At 41.3% G+C, this 17,881-nt stretch carries 14 protein-coding genes and 2 tRNA genes; 9 read left to right on the plus strand and 7 right to left on the minus strand.

The genetic code is table 11. From position 1 onward, the window contains the following. The first annotated feature begins 51 nt into the window (after window positions 1-51). Entirely contained in the window at window positions 52-702 is a 651-nt protein-coding gene (locus AC0VYT_RS13390; RefSeq protein ID WP_005017929.1) for a hypothetical protein, read from the plus strand. A 122-nt stretch (window positions 703-824) separates the two neighbouring features. Here the strand turns inward: AC0VYT_RS13390 and AC0VYT_RS13395 are convergent, their stop codons facing one another. Then, on the minus strand, window positions 825-2,702 hold the full coding sequence (locus AC0VYT_RS13395; protein ID WP_005017928.1) for a potassium transporter Kup: 1,878 nt from the start codon (window positions 2,700-2,702) through the stop codon (window positions 825-827). A 120-nt stretch (window positions 2,703-2,822) separates the two neighbouring features. Between AC0VYT_RS13395 and AC0VYT_RS13400 the strand changes: the two genes are divergently transcribed. From AC0VYT_RS13400 to AC0VYT_RS13410, 3 genes are all read left to right on the plus strand, one after another. Continuing rightward, window positions 2,823-2,912: transfer RNA gene (locus AC0VYT_RS13400), tRNA-Ser, on the plus strand. 452 nt (window positions 2,913-3,364) lie between these two features. Next, the gene (locus tag AC0VYT_RS13405; protein ID WP_005017926.1) at window positions 3,365-4,423 is read left to right on the plus strand and encodes a type II asparaginase; all 1,059 of its coding nucleotides are present in this window, start codon (window positions 3,365-3,367) and stop codon (window positions 4,421-4,423) included. Between the two features lie 137 nt (window positions 4,424-4,560). Further along, window positions 4,561-4,636: transfer RNA gene (locus AC0VYT_RS13410), tRNA-Thr, on the plus strand. Window positions 4,637-4,663: 27 nt separating this feature from the next. Here AC0VYT_RS13410 and AC0VYT_RS13415 read toward each other — a convergent pair. The 3 genes from AC0VYT_RS13415 to AC0VYT_RS13425 all read right to left on the minus strand — a co-directional run bounded on the left by AC0VYT_RS13415 (window position 4,664) and on the right by AC0VYT_RS13425 (window position 8,652). Continuing rightward, window positions 4,664-5,500: an SAM-dependent methyltransferase gene (locus tag AC0VYT_RS13415; protein WP_005017924.1), complete on the minus strand. Its 837-nt coding sequence runs from the start codon at window positions 5,498-5,500 to the stop codon at window positions 4,664-4,666. A 6-nt stretch (window positions 5,501-5,506) separates the two neighbouring features. Next, the gene (locus AC0VYT_RS13420; protein WP_005017923.1) at window positions 5,507-6,805 is read right to left on the minus strand and encodes an FAD-dependent oxidoreductase; all 1,299 of its coding nucleotides are present in this window, start codon (window positions 6,803-6,805) and stop codon (window positions 5,507-5,509) included. A 428-nt stretch (window positions 6,806-7,233) separates the two neighbouring features. Next, on the minus strand, window positions 7,234-8,652 hold the full coding sequence (locus AC0VYT_RS13425; RefSeq protein ID WP_005017922.1) for an iron-containing redox enzyme family protein: 1,419 nt from the start codon (window positions 8,650-8,652) through the stop codon (window positions 7,234-7,236). 660 nt (window positions 8,653-9,312) lie between these two features. On the opposite strand from AC0VYT_RS13425, the gene AC0VYT_RS13430 reads away from it, so the two are divergent. From AC0VYT_RS13430 to AC0VYT_RS13450, 5 genes are all read left to right on the plus strand, one after another. Then, window positions 9,313-9,783 carry a CinA family protein gene (locus AC0VYT_RS13430; RefSeq protein WP_005017921.1) on the plus strand — a complete coding sequence of 157 codons (471 nt, stop codon included), beginning with the start codon at window positions 9,313-9,315 and terminating at the stop codon, window positions 9,781-9,783. A gap of 52 nt (window positions 9,784-9,835) precedes the next feature. Next, window positions 9,836-11,959, plus strand: coding sequence for a catalase HPII (gene katE, locus AC0VYT_RS13435; protein ID WP_005017920.1), 2,124 nt, complete (start codon window positions 9,836-9,838; stop codon window positions 11,957-11,959). 313 nt (window positions 11,960-12,272) lie between these two features. After that, window positions 12,273-12,917 (plus strand): hypothetical protein, encoded by a 645-nt coding sequence (locus tag AC0VYT_RS13440; RefSeq protein WP_005017918.1) that lies wholly within the window; start codon window positions 12,273-12,275, stop codon window positions 12,915-12,917. Between the two features lie 276 nt (window positions 12,918-13,193). Continuing rightward, a complete protein-coding gene (locus AC0VYT_RS13445) occupies window positions 13,194-13,520 on the plus strand; it encodes a hypothetical protein (protein WP_005017916.1) in 327 nt (108 codons plus the stop codon). A gap of 76 nt (window positions 13,521-13,596) precedes the next feature. Then, on the plus strand, window positions 13,597-14,463 hold the full coding sequence (locus AC0VYT_RS13450; protein ID WP_005017912.1) for an SDR family oxidoreductase: 867 nt from the start codon (window positions 13,597-13,599) through the stop codon (window positions 14,461-14,463). Between the two features lie 145 nt (window positions 14,464-14,608). Here the strand turns inward: AC0VYT_RS13450 and ssb are convergent, their stop codons facing one another. The 3 genes from ssb to AC0VYT_RS13465 all read right to left on the minus strand — a co-directional run bounded on the left by ssb (window position 14,609) and on the right by AC0VYT_RS13465 (window position 17,840). Continuing rightward, entirely contained in the window at window positions 14,609-15,193 is a 585-nt protein-coding gene (gene ssb, locus AC0VYT_RS13455; protein ID WP_005017910.1) for a single-stranded DNA-binding protein, read from the minus strand. A gap of 51 nt (window positions 15,194-15,244) precedes the next feature. Then, the gene (locus AC0VYT_RS13460) at window positions 15,245-16,609 is read right to left on the minus strand and encodes an MFS transporter (protein ID WP_005017908.1); all 1,365 of its coding nucleotides are present in this window, start codon (window positions 16,607-16,609) and stop codon (window positions 15,245-15,247) included. A gap of 148 nt (window positions 16,610-16,757) precedes the next feature. Continuing rightward, entirely contained in the window at window positions 16,758-17,840 is a 1,083-nt protein-coding gene (locus AC0VYT_RS13465) for a DUF475 domain-containing protein (protein ID WP_005017906.1), read from the minus strand. Window positions 17,841-17,881: the final 41 nt, after the last annotated feature.

Below are 17,881 nucleotides of genomic sequence, written 5' to 3' on the forward strand. Positions count from 1 at the left end.
GGTAATGATCTCCCGATTAAAACAAACACAAGTGTTCATGAGGAGTTTAATATGCGTTCTAAACTAATCGGCCTAGGCTTCATTACCGGAATGTGTAGTATGACAGCTTTCGCAGAACCTCCAGTACAACCTGGAGATACTCTGGAAAGCCTATCGAAAGTCCGGATTAATACTACAGTGAATGGACAGCCAGGTTCACTCAGTGAAATGATGGGTAATGGTCAATACCGTTCTTCATCCCAGTCTGCTATCTCGGACAGCAATACACTGGCACGTGATTCGTCCAGCACTCGCAGCATGGGTAGCACTGGCAGTACTACAGGTATTAATACTGATAGCCGTACCACTGGTGTTGGTACTACAGGCGGAATGAGTGGCTCGATGGGTATAAACAGCATGGGCACTTATGGCGGCACTCCGAGCACAGGCACCTACAGTGGAACCAGCTCAGGTACTTCTTCCGGTACCACTACCGGCACCAGCTCGGGTTATAGCAACTCAGCTGGCACGAGCTCAGGCTATAGCGGTACAGGTGCGACCAGCAGTACGACCAGTAACGGTACTACAGGTACAAGCCGTATGGGAAGTGCAACTGGCAACAGCAGCATGAGCGGTACAGGCAGTATAGGCGGATCAACTGGTACGGGCAGTGGCACAGGTAGTTCAGGCTCAACCGGTAGTGGCAGTGGCGCAGGTCGTTAAGCCTTGTCTAGTCGTTCTATAAGATACATATTCAAGCTCAAGATTTTAACTACTCCTCCAGAGTAAAAAACCAAGGCCTATGTGCCTTGGTTTTTTTATTATTACTGTTTTATTTAAGAAACTCAGATTTCAATCTGGCTGCCCAGTTCTACTACACGGTTAGTAGGTATTTTATAGAAGTCACTCACCGGGCTAGTATTACGCTGCATGGAAATAAACAGCTTTTCACGCCAAGGTGCCATACCGTCTCCAACTGTACTGATAATCCGTTCACGTGAGACAAAAAAACTAATCTGCATCAGGTTATATTCAAGCTCAAGTGCCTCATAGACTGCTTCCAAGGCATGAGGAATATTCATCTCATCCTTAAAACCATAGTACAGCTCAATCCGATAAAAATGCTGATTTAGTACCTCTACATGAAAGCGCTGTTGGTCAGGCATATAAGGTACATCCTGTATCTTGACTGTCAGAATAATATTTTTCTGATGCAAAACCTTATTATGCTTCATGTTATGCAGCATCGCATGTGGAACTACAGTAGGTGTGCCGGTCAGGAAAACTGCTTCTCCTTCTACCCAGTTAGCCTGATCACCGATACTCTCGACAAATAGCTCCAGAGGCAAAGTATCCTGCTGTAATTTTGCAAAGGTCAGCTCGCGACCCTGTTTCCAGGTAATCAGCAGAAGAAAAGCAACTCCACCGATCAATAATGGCACCCACCCGCCCGAGAATACCTTTAGTGAGGTAGCACTGACCAGTACCAAGTCCAGTATCAGAAATGGAATGATCAGCAGCATCAGCTTTGGCATTTTCCATTTCCAGCTGTAACGGATAAATGCAGCAATCAGCAAAGTGTCACACAGCATGGTTAAAGTTACAGCCAGGCCATAGGCATTAGCGAGGCGCGAGCTGGTCTGGAAAATCAGGATTAAGACAATGATGGAAGCAAGCAGTACCCAATTGAGCAATGGTACATAAATCTGGCCCTGTTCTGAATCCGAGGTATGCTTAACAGTAAGGCGTGGTAAATAACCCAGCTGGATAGCCTGACGCGCCAATGAAAATACGCCTGAAATCACCGCCTGAGAAGCAATTACTGCAGCCATAGTGGCCAGAAAAATCATTGGATACAGCGCCCATTCCGGCACTAGCAGATAAAATGGATTTTCAATAGCACTCGGATTTCTCAGTAATAATGCGCCCTGCCCTGCATAATTAAGCACCAGACATGGCAAGACTACAAAAAACCAGGCCAGACGGATGGGTACTGGCCCAAAGTGTCCCATATCGGCATAGAGTGCCTCACCACCTGTCACAGTAAGTACTACCGCTCCCATAATAAAAAAAGTCATGAGCGGATGGCTTACAATAAACTGAAATGCCCAGTGCGGGCTGAACATTCCTAGTACCACAGGTGTCTGAATAATACTGGAAATACCCAATAAGCCGAGCGAGAAAAACCAGAGCAGGGTTAACGGACCAAAAAATTTGCCAACAAAAGCAGTACCATACTTTTGCATGATGAACAGGGTCGTCACGATGGTAATGGCGATTGGAACAATATACGGATCCAGAGCATCTGTTGCGATAGATAGACCCTCTACGGCAGATAATACTGAAATCGCAGGCGTAATAATGCCATCACCAAAGAATAGTGAAGCACCAATAAAACCAATAGCAATTAACAGTAATTTTTTGCGGTCACTGAAACGGGTATTACGTAAATTCAATGCAAGAAGCGCCATGATGCCGCCCTCACCATTGTTGTCTGCACGCATTACAATAGCGATATATTTAATGGTAATGACCAGCGTCATTGTCCAGAAGATAATCGACAAAATACCTAATACATTAGCTGTACTGATCCCTAAACCATGAGCTGCATGGAATGATTCCTTAAGTGCATAAAGCGGACTGGTCCCAATATCCCCAAATACCACCCCTAATGCTGCCAAGGTAATCGCAGGCAATGCGGCTTTTTTTGCAGAACTTTGCATATTTTGTCTTCATAACAGATGCCATTTTTGCGCCATATTATCACCGAGTTATTTATTTTTCTTCAAATCAATTGTTTCAACTTGGCAGGCGCGGTTTTTTTAGTTATTATCGCACGCCTTGGTGAGGTGTCCGAGTGGCTGAAGGAGCACGCCTGGAAAGTGTGTATACGTTTACGCGTATCGAGGGTTCGAATCCCTCTCTCACCGCCATATTTTATTCTCATGATGATTCATGAGGTCTTAAAAAGCTTAAATCTAAAAGGTTTAGGCTTTTTTTATGTCTAATACAATCCACTTTATCTGTTGCAAGCTTGATATAGTTGGGGGTATAATGATTAATTTATAAATCTAAAGAAGCTTAAATCAGTCAATAAAAAAATTTCTTATCATTGAGCTCAATGCCAAAAATTTATAAATTAAGAATAAAATAATCTCAAGCTTATCTAGTAATTCTTAAATATCATTTAAACCTCCTTAAACTTCTTTTAAAACTGAATTTATATCTCAACGTTCTATTTAAATATCGAAATCCTCATCACTGAATATTTATTAATCTAAAAACAGTATTTTAAATTTATATGACTAAAGTCTGCTGCTTTGTATTAACTTATAAATGGTACAAAAAATACTTGGAATGTATATAAATCTTAAAAGGAAAAATGATGAAAAAAACACTCTCCGCTCTGACTTTAAGCTTGGGCTTACTCTTGCCCTTTTCTGCTTTTGCCAAAAATAATGTTGTGGTTGTAGCAACTGGAGGAACCATTGCCGGTGCTGGTGCCAGCTCCACCAATAGTGCTACCTATACAGCGGCTAAGGTACCCGTTGATGACCTATTAAACGCAGTACCACAAATCCAGAATCTGGCTAATGTTACTGGAGTACAGGCTCTTCAGGTAGCTTCCGAGAGTATTACTGATAAAGAATTACTGACAATTGCCCGTAAAGTTAATGAGCTGGTTAAAAGACCTGATGTTAACGGTGTAGTGATTACGCATGGAACAGATACTCTGGAAGAAACTGCCTACTTTCTAAGCCTGACCGTGCATACTAATAAACCGATTGTAGTGGTAGGTTCTATGCGTCCACCTTCAGCGCTGTCCGCTGATGGGCCTTTAAACCTGTATAGTGCTGTTGCTCTGGCAGCCGCAGACAATGCAAAAAATAAAGGCGTATTCGTGCTCATGAATGATAATATTTTTGCAGCACGTGATGTCAGCAAGACAATTAATATCCATACCGATGCCTTTGCCAGTCAATGGGGACCGTTAGGTACACTGGTTGAAGGGAAACCTTACTGGTTTAGAAGCGTAGCCAAACGATTTAACAATACGTCTGAATTTAATATCGAGAATATTAAGGGCGATGCTCTGCCGCTGGTCCAGATTGTTTACGGTTCTGGCAATATGTTGCCCGATGCCTATACAGCATATGCCCAAGCAGGCGCAAAGGCAATTATTCATGCGGGGACAGGCAATGGCTCGGTAGCCAAAAATATTGTACCTACCCTGACTGAGCTCCAGCAGCGTGGTATACAGATTATTCGTTCATCTCGTGTACCCCAAGGTTTTGTATTAAGAAATGCCGAACAGCCAGATGATAAATATAACTGGGTGGTTGCACATGATTTAAATCCGCAAAAAGCCAAATTGCTGACTGCACTTGCACTCACTCAGACCAGAGATGCTAAAGAAATTCAGCGTATGTTCTGGGAATATTAATTTTTAAATATTAATTAAGGAAGGTATCTTCCGATACCTTCTTGATGCTCGGAAAGCATTAAACTTAGACACAATTCATTTGTTCATTTTTTCGCTTGTGAAAATCAGGTGTTTTTCGGTAGAATCTACGCCACAGTGCCGGCATAGCTCAGTTGGTAGAGCAACTGACTTGTAATCAGTAGGTCCACAGTTCGAATCCGTGTGCCGGCACCATTTCTCTTCTACTTTTCTTTTCTCGATTTATTCAGCTTTTATTGCACTAATCTGTACATAGCGAATTAATCCATCAGCGTAAAGCTGGGCGCAAAGTTTGGCTGTCATCTGGATTTTATAATAATCTGTATTTTTTATGGTGGATTGTCCAGAGTTACGTAGTTTTGCCACGTATTTGGAAAAGCCCTGCAAAACTTCTGAAGATATATCTTGGATCATTATTTGTTCATAACCATAATTTTCTAGCAGATTTACCATTTCAGTTTGAGTTTTTAAGTCTTCAAGTTTGAGATCAGCTGCTTTGACTAATAGCTGGTATTTAATTTTTTGCCAGAGGCTTGCCTGTTGCCAGTCATCTGACAACATCAAATAATGGAGTCCTAGATGACCGTGCTGCTTTAAATGACCAGTTACACTATTCAGAAAATGGCTTAGTGCATGATGGTAAGCAGCATCAATACAAAGAACCACATCAAACTGCTGAGTAAATTGTATTGGTTTTAAGGCAAGAAAAGACTGGTTATAAATCGCTTTTAAAGCTGGCAGATGATATTGACCAATCTTTTTGACACAGTTTTGCTGTAACTCTACAGCTTCTATATATTGAACCTGGTACTGATTTTGCCAATGCAGCAGACTCGCTCCCTGGCCGCAGCCCAGATCTAATACAGCATCCTGAGCCTTAAGCTGTACTGCCTGCGCTAACCTGTCAGCCAGCTGCTGGCAGGCCTGAGGATAATTTTCCTCAGCTTGCCAGTAACCCAGGTTGGTCCAGGCCAACTCTGCCGAGTCACCCAACTGTGCTGCATCAATAGCATATTTATGCTGGGGTAAGTACTGGCAGAGAATCTGGGCCCATTTCATGAGATTTTAATAACCAAGTTGCGGCGCGATCTCCACTTTAGGTTCTAAACCTAAAAATGGCAAAGGTGCATCAAAGATCTTGGCAATATGAATAGCCGAAGTGACAGCAGACTCCAATATCGGCAGACCATCACATGACCATGAACCACAGTAGAATACCTTACGGTTCGGTTGTAAATGCTGTTGCTGGACTTCTTTGTTTAATGCCACAGTTTTGGAATCAACTACTGCCCGAGTCAACGTTACACTAGAAATCACTTTTTTCGGATCAATTTCAGTAACCGGACGCCATGTCTGAAATACCGGAGACTTACCGACCAAACTTGGCTCAACTGCATTAAGCCAGACAGTAAACTGTTGTCGGGTAAAATGACGGTCCATCATATAACTCAGTACACACCAGTCTTTACGGCGCGGCGGCATTACTGAGCTATCTGTATGTATAACCAGTTCTCCCTGTTCAAACTTAAACTGTTTGAGAAGTTCAATATCATCCGCAAATTGTTGCGGGTTCATGAACTCTTCAAGTTTAGTGGTCGGTGTTGCAACTACTACCCGGTCAAAGACCGACTGCTCACCATCCTGTTTTTCCAGCAGAACTTTTTCACCCTGTTCTTCCACCTTACAGATTGGAGAACTACTTTGAATACGAATGCCCTCGATCAATTTATCTACCAAGGCAGGTGTTCCGCCTTGCATACGGATCAGGGCATCTCCATCAGTCAATTGACGCAGAAAAATTAGTAACGGTTTGGCAGGCCAGTCTCCGATTGTTTTCGGATTACAGGTACAGATGGTATAGAGTACCGGCATTACTGCACCATGCCAGAATACTTCTTCAATATCATGCTGGTTAATGAACTCAGCCAGTGTAATGTCCTGATTTTTAGACTTGAAGAACTGATGAATTGCTGTTTTTAGCTGTAGCATACCTTTAACCAGACGCCAGCCATACTGCTTGATGCCCTTGCGGTTATTAATAATAGGAATATTACCAATGCGGGTACGTGAAGTTGTGAGCCAGGTTTCAGTACGATCTTCAAATAGCCAGCTACAGGCCATATAGGTACGTACCGGAAAAGTTTTAATGCCCAGGTAACTGGCCAGACTCAGTGTATTCTTCCATAAATAGGGATTCATAACCCGTAGTGGGGCATCAATCAGCCCCCCCTCAAACTCCAGACTATGACTGTCCATACCTCGGCCCGGGAGTGCCTCGAAAATAGTAATTTCATGTCCTGCATCTTTCAGAATTCTTGCGGTAGCAAGCCCAGCCATGCCACTACCGATTACTGCAATATCCAAAGTTATTATCCGTCAGTTAACCGTTTTCCAGATTATGTACCAACGCTCTCAGAAACGCCGTATTAAAAAATGCCAGAATTCTAAATTGTCTATCTCAAGTATCAGGCAGACTGGAGGGTAAATTCATCTAGCTAAACAATTCCACCCAATAACCATGAAAAATATAACCCTTTAATAAATAAAATTTTTATAAAAAGATTGTGTACTAAAATAGAAGAAATAAGCTTAAAAAATTTCTCTCAGGATTAAAAAAATTAAGTACAAATTTCTGTATATATAATGTTAATTTCAGTATTTACATAAAGGTCAACTGGCTCGATGGTCAGATCTTGCTATAGTTCATTTTCACAAAATAATTCGGGTATAGAATTGCGCTATACCCGATCATGTAAGAACTTTATATCAAGAAAATTCCTGCCTAACTGAACTTAAACAAAAGAAGCTTTCAGAGCTGGAAACAGTGATCGTGTAAACTGATCCGTACTCCATAGCCCTACCGGGGTATGATGCATATGAGGTGCCAGATAAGGAAGTAACATATTCATACGCTTCTGGAAATCAGTTTCAGCCTGATAGGACTTCTTCAAAAAAGTCAGTTCGAAATCGACCATATCTTCTGGACGGTCCTGACTCTGGTTCTTCTGCTCATGCTTTCTTGCCCAACCACGCAAGCTGGTAGTTGAAGTACTTTGTGGACCCTGAATCCAGTCGTAAATCATCTGTTTTTCAGGATAGCTAAATACACCAAACATTTTACCGCGGTCATCATCAATCAATTTCCAGAAACGGCTTTCCTGTACATCTTCCCCCGGCTTGATCCAGTTTTTACGGATCAGGGCATCCAAGAAGGCCACTGTACTCTCATCATCCTGTAACCAGTCATTAATCTGCCGGTTTTCTATACGGCATTTATCACCATGAATAAAACGACCCACTTTGGCTTTCTTGATCAGAATTTTTTCTACATTACTGCGCAGATCAAGATTTTTAACTACCGCAGTGGAACCTATACCTACATCATTCAAGTAATAGCCAATTTTTACACGGCGCAAAAATTCTTCTTTATCTTGATAGCGCTGGGCAACTTTAAGTACACCTTCTAGGGCTTTCTGGGCATGGCCATTATCAAAGTTATCAATCGTGATATGCAGATTAAAATAATGTGAGTCAATACCAAGTTCTTTTAACTCATAATTACTGATGAGTAAATGTAAGGGAAGCTGCTCATATCCCATGTTAAATCCTAACACTTCTGGAATATATTCAGCAGGTGCATAGGCTAAAGCCAGTTGCACCGCAGCCTGGATATAATGTTCATCACTCAAAAGATTTTCAAAATCGTTAAGCTCAAGCTGATCCAGTAATTGCTGATAGAGGCAGACATGGTTGAGTGAAGAAGATCCACCTCCCAGTTCATCCAGGTAAATCGAGATCGCTTCATTGTAAACAGGATTTTGCCAGTATTTGCACAAGCTATAGAGCCAAGAACCATCAACCATTTTGGTCGGGCCAATCTTGACCAGAAATTCTAGAGCTTCACCGACGTTTTTAAAATATTCACGGGCACCATTTTGCCTCCTTCGTTCCAGATAGCTCTGAAAAGATTCACATGCCTGAATATTTTTATTGTTGAGCCATGCCCCTAAATCTTCTAAATTTTGTGGAAACTCCTTTTCTTCAAGTGTAATTGTATCAATAAAACGCTCTAAACAAATTTCGGCGAATTTTTCCTTTTCAGCCGTATCCCGCTCAGGTTCAGAAAAAAATTTTACTGTTTCTTTATGAGATAAGGCCGGGCTTTTCTTCTGGGTCAGCTTTCTCACTGGCTGCGTTGTTGTGGTAACCATATTTCATTATCTCTTTTTTTAATCCACTCCTGTTAGGAAATAGCATTCCCCTCTTCTTTTAAATAAAGTTTGTGTTATCTCTGGTTAAGAACACGTAAAAATAAAGTTGTGTTTTAATAAATTTCTTTTATTTTCAAAAAACTAAAGACTATAAACTCTACTTTTATTTACATTTTAATATTTTGAAACACCTAGAATATTATTGTAGAAGTTTTTATTAAATTTATTAATTCTAATATTCTTAAAAACAAAAAATAAACCCAATATATATATTAATTTATTGATTTATTTAATAAATTTTGGATAAAGAAATTTTATTTCTCTTAATCATTCATGATTATATTTTTAAAGGAATGCCACCTTAAGTTTTAACTTTTGATTTCATGTGTAAGGATTGTGCATGTTGGATATATTTTTATACAACTGTTTATATAGCAATATGTAAACATTATAGAAATACAGAGAAACAATTATACTTAAGTCGTTATTTTTATTTATTTTATATTAAAAACCCCTATTTAACTTTTATATTCAAAAAGTATTAAGTATGTAAGTTGCTAATTCAATTTTGCCCATTTTCTGTTTTTATCTACCGACATCGCAATAAATTTAAAAAGCATTGCTCTAGAACTAAACCTAATAAGACAAGGGAGCTTCTAAATGTTTTATGTCTGTTGCAAGCACTTGGCAGATCTAGGCTTAAAAGTTGCGTTCATCGAAAGTGCAACAGCAGGTTATCTGGCTTATCAGTTTTCACTTAACCCGCATTCGGGTGAGGTTTTAATTGGCAGTTTGGTCTGTTATGACTTAAAAGTTAAAGAAAAAATCTTAAATATTCCTAAAGATCTGATTGAAGAGTATACGCCTGAGTCTCAGGAAGTCACTCATTATCTGGCTGAGCATGGTCATCATTTCTTTGATGCCGACATTATTGTGGCCTGTACAGGTCTGGTGAAACCTGGTGGTTCGGAAACACCGGAAAAACCTGTCGGGACCTTTTTCTATTCTATTTACTATAACGGCAAAGTTCATGATTTCAGATTTTATGCAGAGGGTGCGCCTGAAGAAAAGTTGCATAAAGTCCTGAATCAGGCTTGCCGTGAATTAAATCAGCTGATTCAACCTGAATGAGGGTTGTCTTTGAAGTTTGTAGTACACACACCTAAAACAATAGAGGCATGGTATGACGAATCAACATTATTCTAAAAGTGAGCTGGCAGGCGCCGACACACCAGATAAAGAAAACGATAACCTCAAGACTTTTGACTTAAATAGTGCACGAAGTGATGCTACGGGTCATGCACTGACGACCAATCAGGGTTTAAAAATTGCAGATAACCAGAATACGCTCAGAGCAGGTTCGCGTGGCTCTGCCCTGCTTGAAGATTTTATCATGCGGGAAAAAATTACCCACTTTGACCATGAGCGTATTCCGGAGCGGATTGTACATGCCCGTGGTTTTGGTGCACATGGCGTATTTCAGGCTTATGAAGGGAATGAACGGTTTACCAAGGCCGCCTTCCTGACTAATACGCAAATTACCACACCTATGTTTGTACGCTTCTCGACTGTACAGGGCTCACGCGGTTCACCAGATATTCCACGTGATGTTCGCGGTTTTGCCATGAAATTTTATACCACTGAGGGAAATTACGACCTGGTGGGTAACAATATGCCGGTCTTCTTCATTCAAGACGGGATAAAGTTTCCAGATGTCGTACATGCCGTTAAACCCGAACCACACAATGATATCCCTCAAGCAGCTTCAGCACATGATACTTTCTGGGATTTTGTTTCACTTACACCAGAGACAGCGCATCATGTAATCTGGCTAATGTCTGATCGTGCAATTCCACGAAGTTTCCGCGGCATTCAGGGTTTCGGGGTGAACACTTTCCGCCTGATCAATGCTGAAGGTAAATCTCACTTTGTGAAATTCCACTGGACCCCGATGCAAGGTGTGTTCTCGGTACTCTGGGATGAAGCACAAAAAATCAATGGTAAAGACCTTGATTTTAACCGCCGTGAACTATGGGATGCTATTGAAAGCGGTTTATATCCGGAATGGGAACTCGGTGTTCAGCTCATTCCTGAAGAGGATGAGCATAAGTTTGATTTTGATATTCTGGATGCCACCAAATTAATACCAGAAGAGCTGGTACCTGTAACTCCAATTGGTAAAATTACACTAAACCGTAATGTAGATAATTTCTTTGCAGAAACTGAACAGGTAGCTTTCTGTCCGGCACATGTTGTACCGGGTATTGATTTTAGTAATGACCCGTTACTACAGGCACGACTGTTCTCTTATACAGATACCCAGTTAATACGCCTTGGGGGTCCAAACTTCCATCAGATTCCAATTAACCGTGCCGTTTGTCCTTTCCATAATAATCAGCGTGATGGTTATCATCAGCGGATTGTGCATCAAGGTCAGGCAAACTATGAACCTAATTCGATTGATAACAACTGGCCACGTGAAACTCCACCTGCACCAAGTGGCGGTGGTTTTGAAAGCTACTATGAACGTGTAGATGCACATAAGGTACGTGAGCGCAGTGAGTCTTTTAATGATCACTTTAGTCAGGCACGTCTATTTTATGTTAGCCAGACTCCACATGAGCAACAGCATATTAAAGATGCTTATGTATTTGAGCTTACCAAAGTTAAACGTGCTTATATCCGTGAACGTATCGTCAATGAAATGCTCAGCTATATCGACGATGACTTGGCGAGCTATGTTGCACAGAAGCTTTCACTTCCTATGCCACCAAAACGCGAGCTAGCAACTGTTACTCCGTCAAAACGCCTGAGTCAGGAGGCCTTCCCGCCACTTGATATTCGTGCACGCCGTCTGGCCCTGCTGGTACAAGATGGCTTCAGCATGCAGGAATTTGAAACTATTCAGGACTGGGCAATCAAGGAAGGCGTTATCCTTGAATGTATCAGTGATCATAGCGGTTTCGTGACTTCTGATACAAACGCGACTTTACCGCTCAAAGGAAACTATCAGTCAGAACCTTCGATTTTCTATGATGCAACTGTAGTACTTGGTGGTACCAAGGAAGTTGTACCAGATCAGGAAGGCTATCTGATGCATTATATTATGGAAACCTATAAGCATCTGAAACCACTGGTCTTCCTGAACGGGAATGAAAGATTAATTACTACCATGCCTCTTATTGAACCTGATGAAGGTGTAATTACTATGCCGAACTTTACAGCTGTTCAGGAACAGCTGAAAACTGCACTGCTCAAACATCGCGTCTGGGATCGTGAAATGCAGGCCAAAAAGATTCCGGCATAATTTTCTAAACTGTAATAATAAATAATAATAGGAAAAGCACTAAAGTGCTTTTCCTATTTTTTTTAATAAAGCAAAACTCATCTAGATAATCTTTAAATCTTATTTATATGTAACCAATGTAATATTAAATTAATTTAAAATTAACCTAAAACATAACAACTTCCTATTTTAATTACCTAATTCTATATTCTTATTTATTTTAAATAATTCATTTTAATTATTCAGTAACATGCTTAAACACTTCATAACCTAATTCTATGTTTTAATTATTTTCATGTGATGTATAGATTATTTTAAACACAAGAGGTGAGACATGAATAATATGAACAATCAAAATCAGGAAAATCAACAACATTTGCAAAACCAGCAAGGACAGACTGGCGAACAGAAACAACAGGAAAATAATACCCAGAGCAAACAGGATCAGGGTATTCACCACCAGAACCAACAACTTGGTGTCGGGCAGGACGGCCAGCAGAGTGTTGAGCAACAGCAGCAAAGCCAGCAACATACCCAGCAGTCAGACCAGAAGGGTCAAGGTTTAGGACAGCCAGATCAGCAGAATTATAACCCGCAGGGTCAACAGAATCAGTATAACCAACAAAGCCAGCAAGGTTCATCGCAGAGCCAGCAGGGTCAAAATATGGGCCAGCAGGGTATGAGCCAACAAGGCCAAAGTCTGAACCAGCAAGGTGGTGTTAATAATAACCAGCAAGGAACTAATCGTGGTCAGGAAGGCCAAGGTCTGACAGGTACAGGCATGGGTGCTACCAGTCAGCATAATCAGCAAAGTCATGGCGGCCAGCCACAGCAAGTTAGCCCTGAACAGCAACAGCAGCAACGCACCACTCAGTATGAACAGGGTCAGCAGCATCAGCAAAATAGTAATAATGCAATGCAGCATGAAACTGATGATCAATATCGCTCTCGTCAGGAAGGTCAAAATGAAGATTATTAATCCTAGAAAATTAAGATTATTTTCATCTTTGGCTATTTGTTAATATAGATAGATTTAAATATATTACTTCTTTCTTAAAAATAAAAAATTTAATATCGGATATTTATATAATATCCGATTTTTTATATTTAATTTATTAAATAATATTTCAATGTAAAATTAAAAAACATAAAGCAGCAATCCCTCTATGTTTTAATATATTTTCCCAACATCTTTTTTAGTAAATAGCTTTTATATTTTAACTATAGATTTTTAATATAAAGCAGGAGATGTACAATGGTTGACGTAAATGAAAACCTAACGGATACGACCAGCACTTATAAAGACGATACACATCGTCAATCTCAGGAATATTGGAAGGAGAATTATAATAAGACTCCATATTATAAAGATGCATTAACACACTATCCTGACTTGGAATATGATCGTGATTATTCAGGTGCTTATAACTTGGGTTATACCAGCCGCCGAGAAAATGAAGGCCGTCACTTTGATGAGATGGAAGGCAACTTGCAGCAGAAATGGGAAGAAACTAAACGTGAATCACGTTTAAAGTGGGAACAGGCTAAACATGCCATTAAAGATGCCTGGGACCGTATGTAAGTATTTTAAGTCAAGGATTCAGAATTTCTCTGAATCCTTTTTATTTATTTTTTTATAACAATCATCCGGAGATCTTATGAATCAGTACCCAGCTACACCACCTGCACAGATTCAAACCCATCAACCGGGTAAACAGACCAAAATGAATCCCGAGCCTGAAATTATCAAGGCTTCCCATAAAGGTAGTGATAAATTAAAAGATAAAGTTGCATTGATTACTGGTGGTGACAGTGGAATCGGCCGCTCAGTTGCGGTGTTATTTGCACGTGAAGGTGCAGATATTGTGATTGCTTATCTAGAAGAAAGTCAGGATGCTGAAGATACCAAAGCAATGGTTGAACAGGAAGGCCGGCGTTGCCTTCTGGTAAAATGTGATATCCAGAAAAAAGAAGACGTTGATCAGCTAGTTGAAAAAGCTCTAAATGAATTCCAGAAAATTAATATTCTGGTGAATAATGCCGGGGTACAGTACCCACAGAAATATCTGACTGATATTCCGCAGCAGCAATTATTCAAGACTTTTGAAACCAATATTTTTTCAATCTTCTACCTGACCCAAGCAGTACTGCCTTATTTAAAAGAAGGTGACAGTATTATTAATACGACCAGCATCACCAGTTATCACGGACATGAGCAGCTGATTGATTACTCCAGCACTAAAGGCGCCATTACCTCCTTTACACGTAGTTTATCGACCAATCTCCTTAAAAATAAAACAGGAATTCGTGTAAATGGTGTTGCGCCCGGACCGATCTGGACCCCGCTTATTCCAAGCAGCTTTGATGAAGAACAGGTCAAAGATTTTGGTAAGGAAACGCCAATGGAACGCATGGGCCAACCAAGCGAAGTGGCGCCTGCCTATCTATTTCTGGCTTCCGATGATGCCAGCTATATTTCAGGCCAGGTTATTCATGTAAATGGCGGTTCAATCGTTAATGGCTAATTAAAAATAGATTTGCAGTATTTTTACTTTTGATAGAACTTGCTCAACAACGACTCAGCTCTTTTTTTGAGTCGTTCTTTTTTATTTAAAAAATGAATATAAAAAAGCAGACCCACGGGTCTGCTTTTTGTTTTATTAATACCAGTTAGAATGGCAGATCATCATCCAGGTCAGCCGGAACTTGAGAGGCTGGAGCTGACTGAGGAGCTTTAGGTGCGAAACCGCCCGGGTTATTATTGCCATAACCGCCACCTTGGTTGCTGTTATTATTAAAACCGCTACCCTGCTGGTTGCCGTTACCATAACCGCCCTGGCTACCCTGATTATTGTTAAAACGTGGTTGACCATAGCCTTGATCACCACCAAAACCTGCACCTGCCTGATCGCCCTGCTGTCGGCCTGAGTCTAGCATCTGCATCTGTTCACCACGAATCTCGGTAGTATAACGTTCCTGACCGTTCTGGTCGGTCCATTGACGGGTACGCAATGAACCTTCAATATAAACTTTTGAACCTTTACGTAAATATTGCTGGGCAATTTCACCTAGACGGTTGTGTAGCACAATACGGTGCCATTCTGTCTGTTCTTTACGTTCACCTGTGCTTTTATCTGTCCACGATTCACTCGTTGCGATAGAAAACTGTGTTAAAGAGCCGCCATTTGGGAAAGTTTTTGTCTCTGGATCGCGCCCTAAAGTCCCTACTAAAATAACCTTATTTACACCACGCATCAGCTGTTCTCTTCCTATTCATTTCTATGTTTTACTTTATAAGAGTTATGCTTAAATGGCTACCTCTTTACCCAACAACTGCGTCAAATTATGTCGAGCAGCTGCATCCACCTGCTGTTTATCGACTTTAATATAGGCCAGTTGCTGTTCAGGCATCACCACGACCTCTTCAATACCACGAATCGCCAATAACTTAGAAGTCCATTCATCTGTTTCCTGCATTTCTGGCAAGCTTAAAACCAGTGAAGTTAAATAGCGTGGCTGAGCCAGACCAAAACTGATGAATAACCAGATTATGGCAATTGCTGTCAGGATACTCCAGCCTAGAGAAGTATTATGCAAAGTCAGCAGGAAACCGCCCAGTGTTCCTCCGAAAAAGGCACCCAGAAACTGGCCACTGGCATTGACACCCATGGCGGTAGCCTTAGACTGCAAAGGTGCAGATTTGGACAGCCAGGACGGCAATAATGCTTCCATCACATTAAAAGCAATAAAGAAAAACCCAAGGCCGGTCAGCAGGATATATTTAGACTCAAAGCCAAAAATCATGATCAGCAGGCCTAATATAACTCCAGTAATTGCCGTCAAAAAGATTCCACGCATTTTGCGATATTTTTCCGCCAGGATAATACTGGGAAAAGCAAAAAACAGACTAACTACCAAAAGCGGTAAATAGACCATGCCATGACTGGCAAGCGGAATATGGGCAAATTCAATCAGCTGTGAAGGTATATATACAAACATTGCGGTAAGCAGCAAATGCAGGCTGAATACTGAAAAATGCAGACGGTTCAGATCACCCATTTTCAGGACCTGCTTAAGCTGTTGCAAATAGCCTTGGGAAAAATTCTTATGATGACGAGTGACCTTAGGCACCATGAATAACATTAGAATCGCCAGAAGGCCCATGACTGTGGTTACCCAGAACAGGCCGGAAATACCGACAATTCCTGTAAGCCAAGGACCCAGACTAAAAGCTACTACGAACGACAGGCCGATACTCATGCCCATCACAGCCATTGCTTTAGTACGCTGCTCTTCACGGGTTACATCGGCGAGTAAAGCCATCACTACTGCTGAAACTGCACCACCCCCAGCAATAGCACGGCCAATAATCACGCCATAGATAGTCTCTGACATGGCAGCAATTGCACCGCCCAGAGCAAACAACAACAAGCCAATCACTATAAGAGGTTTACGGCTGAATCGATCTGCCAGCAAGCTGAATGGAATTTGAAGAATCGCTTGGCTCAGACCATAAACACCCACAGCCAGGCCCAACAATGCTGGTGTCGCATACTGATATGACTGCCCTGCTACAGAGAATACAGGAATAATCATGAACAGGCCCAACATGCGTAAAGCAAAGATACTGCTTAAGGCAAAAGTTGAACGGCGTTCTAAGGCATTCATCATAGCAACAGGCTTATTAGAAAATAAGATGAATTATAAGATAAAGCAGCTCAAAGCGCGTAGCTCTGTTATTCGAAATAACGATATTAATGACAATAAAAAAGGGTATATGACTATACCCTTCAACTTATTCTGAGTTTAAAAATATATCCTAACCAAGACGTTCTGTCCGTTTACGATACTGGATTGAAGCCAGTACTGCCCAGACAATAAATGCCACCCCGATCAGGCCGGTTACCACTTCAGGAATATGTACGCCTGTGCCACTTGCCAGCATGATGATGGCCAGTGCGCCAATTGCATAATGCGCACCATGTTCAAGATAGATGTAAGCATCCAGTGTGCCTTTTTCGACCAGATAAATAGTCATAGAGCGGACGAAAATTGCACCAATTGCCAAGCCTAGCATAATAATAACTACATCACTGGTAATTGCGAAAGCTCCAATTACACCGTCAAAGCTAAAAGATGCATCCAGCACTTCAAGATACAGGAAACCGCCGAAACCTGCTTTTACTACACCGGTTGCTGCGCCCGTGCTGTCATGTGTAACAGCGTTGCCTTCTTCATCAATTTCCGGTTCACCGCCTAGCAGATGACTAAGTACCTGTACCCCGATATAAATTACAATTCCCCAGATACCAGCCATAGTTACGACCAGACGTTTTGTCTCGTCTACATTGGCAGCCACTACCAGCAAAGCAATCAGTGCAATAAATACAGACATGGCCGGTACGCTGGCCAAACTGGTTAAGCGTCGCTCCAGCCAGCGAAACCAGTGAGTATCTTTACCTTCATCCAGGAAGAAATTCAGAAAAACCAGAAGCAAGAAAGCTCCACCAAAAGCAGCAATTTCAGCATGATGGTCCATCAACCGCTGCGAATAGGCCGTTGGATCATTAAGTGCCAGTCTTACCACTTCCATTAATCCCATATCAGCAGTGACTGCAACAATCACCACAGGGAAAATCAGACGCATACCGAAAACCGCAATTAAGATACCAACTGTCAGAAAGATCATTTTCCAGAAGTGGTCCCAGTTACGTAGTACTGAGGCATTGACTACAGCATTGTCAAATGACAGGGACACCTCCATTACTGCCAGGATGGCCGTGATGGTCAGAGCCTTGAACATGGTTTCTATGCCTGCTTGAGGCCCATGGGTATAGCCCCAATAAGCTGACAGTGCAAGACACACCACCGTAAAAAAAATGGAAAATCGGAAATGCTTCATGGATAAACCTATTCACAATGAATGTTTTAAAACCTGTTTGA

It is taken from the genome of Acinetobacter sp. QJM3NY_42 (assembly GCF_056173745.1).

What these genes read in the sequence shown, in the direction of transcription:
- ssb (WP_005017910.1), bottom strand. Translation starts at nt 15,193, where the DNA reads ATGCGTGGTGTAAATAAGGTTATTTTAGTAGGGACTTTAGGGCGCGAT.
- AC0VYT_RS13450 (WP_005017912.1), top strand. Translation starts at nt 13,597, where the DNA reads ATGAATCAGTACCCAGCTACACCACCTGCACAGATTCAAACCCATCAA.
- AC0VYT_RS13415 (WP_005017924.1), bottom strand. Translation starts at nt 5,500, where the DNA reads ATGAAATGGGCCCAGATTCTCTGCCAGTACTTACCCCAGCATAAATAT.
- AC0VYT_RS13425 (WP_005017922.1), bottom strand. Translation starts at nt 8,652, where the DNA reads ATGGTTACCACAACAACGCAGCCAGTGAGAAAGCTGACCCAGAAGAAA.
- AC0VYT_RS13395 (WP_005017928.1), bottom strand. Translation starts at nt 2,702, where the DNA reads ATGCAAAGTTCTGCAAAAAAAGCCGCATTGCCTGCGATTACCTTGGCA.
- AC0VYT_RS13465 (WP_005017906.1), bottom strand. Translation starts at nt 17,840, where the DNA reads ATGAAGCATTTCCGATTTTCCATTTTTTTTACGGTGGTGTGTCTTGCA.
- AC0VYT_RS13430 (WP_005017921.1), top strand. Translation starts at nt 9,313, where the DNA reads ATGTTTTATGTCTGTTGCAAGCACTTGGCAGATCTAGGCTTAAAAGTT.
- katE (WP_005017920.1), top strand. Translation starts at nt 9,836, where the DNA reads ATGACGAATCAACATTATTCTAAAAGTGAGCTGGCAGGCGCCGACACA.
- AC0VYT_RS13440 (WP_005017918.1), top strand. Translation starts at nt 12,273, where the DNA reads ATGAATAATATGAACAATCAAAATCAGGAAAATCAACAACATTTGCAA.
- AC0VYT_RS13460 (WP_005017908.1), bottom strand. Translation starts at nt 16,609, where the DNA reads ATGATGAATGCCTTAGAACGCCGTTCAACTTTTGCCTTAAGCAGTATC.
- AC0VYT_RS13405 (WP_005017926.1), top strand. Translation starts at nt 3,365, where the DNA reads ATGAAAAAAACACTCTCCGCTCTGACTTTAAGCTTGGGCTTACTCTTG.
- AC0VYT_RS13445 (WP_005017916.1), top strand. Translation starts at nt 13,194, where the DNA reads ATGGTTGACGTAAATGAAAACCTAACGGATACGACCAGCACTTATAAA.
- AC0VYT_RS13390 (WP_005017929.1), top strand. Translation starts at nt 52, where the DNA reads ATGCGTTCTAAACTAATCGGCCTAGGCTTCATTACCGGAATGTGTAGT.